Annotated in this window: 1 protein-coding gene; it reads right to left on the bottom strand. The window is 64.7% G+C overall.

Annotated elements, in window-relative coordinates:
• Positions 1-426: 426 nt before the first annotated feature.
• Complete coding sequence (locus ABT085_RS45060; RefSeq protein ID WP_351622671.1) at positions 427-3,387, bottom strand: phosphorylase family protein; 2,961 nt, start codon at positions 3,385-3,387, stop codon at positions 427-429.
• Positions 3,388-3,594: the final 207 nt, after the last annotated feature.

The following is a 3,594-nucleotide window of genomic DNA, read 5'->3' on the forward strand; positions in this document are numbered from 1 at the left end:
GCCGGGATTCCGCCATGCCCGAGCACCGAAATCGTTTCGGCCACCCCACAGTTGTCCCTCAGCGACGCCTCATCGCCCCAACCGAAACGGCGAGGCTAAGCTTGGAATTTATCCTCACCGTGCCTGGTGTTCCTTGATCGAATCGGCGCGCTTGACCGTCTTTCCGACGTCGTGACGTGTGGCCCGGTGCTTGTTCTTCGAGCCGGCGGTCGGTCTCCTTCCGCAGCCCGTCGACACGTCGGCGAGCAGCGAGCTCGTGCTGTTCCGGCGGTCCAACAACCGACGGCATCCGCGACTTCGCGGGCAGCGGCGACACGACAAGCCACTACTCCCGCGGGATTGCCGACTGTACGCCCGACCAGCCAAAACGCAGTCCCGAGCCCGGAAGGACAACAGCCTCCAAGCCCGCTGACCTGCAAGAAGCTTCTAGAGTTGGCCTTGCCGCCTGGCGTCTTCGGCCTCGTCCGAGGCGCTGGCCAGTTCGTAGTCGGCGGCTGCGTCGGCCCAGAACTCCCTGGCCGTCGCATCCAGGCCTTGTGCGCGAAGAAGTCTCGCAGCGTTGCAGCCGACGTCCCCGGCCTTGTACCACTCGTGGCCCGCTCTCAAGAGGTCTCGAGCCTGTTTGAACCACTCCAAGGCGCTGCCGAAGTCTCCCTGCAGTTCGAGCAAGACACCCACATGGTTGGTGGCCAACCCCACTCCGCACGTGTCGTTGAGGCTCCGGGAGAGCTTGTAGGCGTGTTCCAAGGACGCGTAGGCACTTCGCATTTGGCCGACCTGGGTCAGAACGACACCGAGACTGTTGCGGGCGCCGGCCTCTCCGTACGGATCCCCGACGGCGGCGAACAGGTCTGCGGCCTTGGCCAGAAGGGGGATGGCGGACTCGGGGTGGTCCTGTTCCGACATTATGGCCCCGATATTGATGAGTGCGCTGGCTTCTTCGCGTTGGTCACCGTGGCTGCGATGTGCTGTGAGTGCGGCGAGATAGGCATCCAGGGCCTCCTCACGCCTACCGCACTGTCGCAGGGACAGACCGAGATTGTTGAGGATCCCGCCCGGGTGTTCCTGCTCCGTAAGCTCCCAAGCCGCCATGGCCTGACGGTACTTCTGGACGGCGTCCTCGAATCGCCGCAAGCCATGCAGTGCCTGACCTTGGGCGTCGAGGGACATGGCTTGCCCGCCACTGTCGTCGAGATCCCGAGCGCCGTCCCAGGCCGCTTGCGAGACGCGCAACAAGTCGTCGAAAGCCCTGCTGTGAATCAGGTGTCTCCGCAGGATGTGCGCCAGCAGGATCGCTGTCTGCCGGGTCTCGGTCCGGGCTTGCCGGTCCGCTGCCCAGAGAGCGGCTGCAACAAGCCCGTTGTGCTCGGAGGCCAGCCATGTGAGCGCGAGGTCGCGGCTGCCGTGGAAGAAGTCCTTGTGCTCTGAGATGGGTTCTCCGCCGAGGTATGTCATCGCGGATGCCCCGAGCGTGAAGTAGCCAATTACCAGACGGTGGCGGGCTTCCGCTGGGGCTTCGGGCGCCGCGGCGTCCTGCTGCGCGGAGGCCCTGGCGTGGCTGCGCACCAGATCGTGCATCTTCCAGTGCCTGGGGTTCGGGTGGGCGGTCAGGAGGCATTCTGCCGTCAGGCCGTCGAGCACCGGCAGGACGTCCATGACGGGTACCGCGATCAGGAGCGCTGCGGAGAACGGTCCCAACGTCGGGCCCGGGTGGAGTGCCAGCATTCGCATGGCGCGCGTCATTTCTGGTGCGAGGTGGGCGTACAACGTGTCGAGGACAGGTTCGAGAGCGTGCTGCCGACCGTACTGATCCCCGTCTTGCGCGCGTATGCGATGCCCCATGGCGCTGATCTCCTCCGCGATGGCCGAGATCGTGCTCGACCGTCGCCGTCGCAGGATTGCGCCGGCTATGACCAAGGCGAGTGGCAGGTGACCGCAGAGGCGGGCGAGCCGGTCGGTGGCCTGCTCCTCCTCGGACATGCGGTCGTCGTCTGGTTGGAGTGACTGCGCGAGGAGACGGCGGCTTTCCTCAGGGGACAATTCCTCGATGCGGAACTGCTGAACGGGAAAGGAATCGAACACTCGTCGGGACGTGATCAGCACCTGATGCTTCCCCTTGCCCGGTAGTAATGGGGCGACCTGCGTGGGGTCGGCGGCGTTGTCCAGCAGGAGCAGCATTCGTTCACGTCGGCTCAGAACGTCGCGGAATCGACGGTATCGTGCGTCCGGTGTCGGTGGCAGCTGCGGTCCGTGTATACCGAGGTCTGCGAGTAGCGACACCACAGCCTGGTCAGGTGTGAGGGGTTCGTCGTGGTACCCCAAGAGATCGATGAAGAGAGCGCCACCCGGGAACCAGCCCTTGGTGAGCGCATCATGGGCGACATGCAGCGCGAGTGCGGTCTTGCCCGCACCTCCCAAGCCAGCGATCGCGCAGACAGCCCCTGGCCCAGGCTCCGCAGTTGCGGGTCCGGGCCTGAGAACGCCTCTCAGGCCGCCGATCTCGGTGGTCCGGCCGGTGAACGCCAGCGGCTGGTCCGGCAGCGTGCATATCGCTCCGGGCTCGTTCTCCCCAGTGTGCAGGTGCCCGATGACATCACTGGAAAAGGTACCGACGGGGGAGGCGAGGTACGGCTGCTGCTTGTTGAGGATTGCCACCGCCACTGCCGCCGCCTGTCCGGCGGCCTGCTGCCGGGCTCCCGAAGCGTCGGCCTCATGTCTGTCAGGTGCGGCGCGATTGCTGATACCTCGGATCACGAGGGCCTCCAGGCCGTTGAGATGGGCGGCGTGGGCGGCGTGGGCGGCGCCGGAGCCTTCCATCTCGATCGCACAGGCGTCGTTGTAGGTCCGTTGGATGAATTCGGCAAACGCGGACGACTCATCGTCGGCCAGGACGGCATCGGAGCACGCAATCGGTTTGCAATGGCCGCGTACGTCGTCCCTCATGTCTCGCAGCACCGAACGCGCTGTCTGTACCAGCCGGTGCGCGCCGTGCCATACCTCGGGCCGGGCGTGGAATCCTTGCGGGGAGTGCTTGCCACCATGGATGGAATAAACTTTCGTTCCGACTATGACGTCTCCGATCGCGATATCGTCCTTGAGGCTGCCCGCGACCCCGACGAACAGCAGCACCTGTGGGCGGAGCCAGCCAACGATCTGCGTGGTGAGCGCGGCGGCGTTGACAGCTCCGGTGCCCAGCTCGGCGATCGCCACGCTCCAGGGCGTATTTCCGAGCCGACCGTGTTCCACCCGGGTGCCGTTGTCGTGGACGCGTTCTTGCGTATCCATCAGGTGGGCACGCACGGCGTCGTACTCGACTGCAAGCGCGGTGAGAATCACTGCGGTGGGCTGAATCCTGGACATGAAATCAAGGTACTGCCGCGTTATCACTGTGCGCAGGGCAGTGGGCAGGATGAAAGAGGGAGTCCGGGCCGGAGCTGGAGGCGGGATTCACCTGTGGGGAGTTGCTACTTGCTGAATCGCTGAACAGCACAGCGCCAAGGATGAACAGTTGGGTCTGATGCAGGTTCGGGTGACAGGTGAAACAGTGAAACCCAACCTCCAAACAAACCATAGGTAAGGGGGTTTTATTTTTAG

The organism is Streptomyces sp. NPDC002265 (genome assembly GCF_040296125.1).
GTDB lineage: Bacteria > Actinomycetota > Actinomycetes > Streptomycetales > Streptomycetaceae > Streptomyces.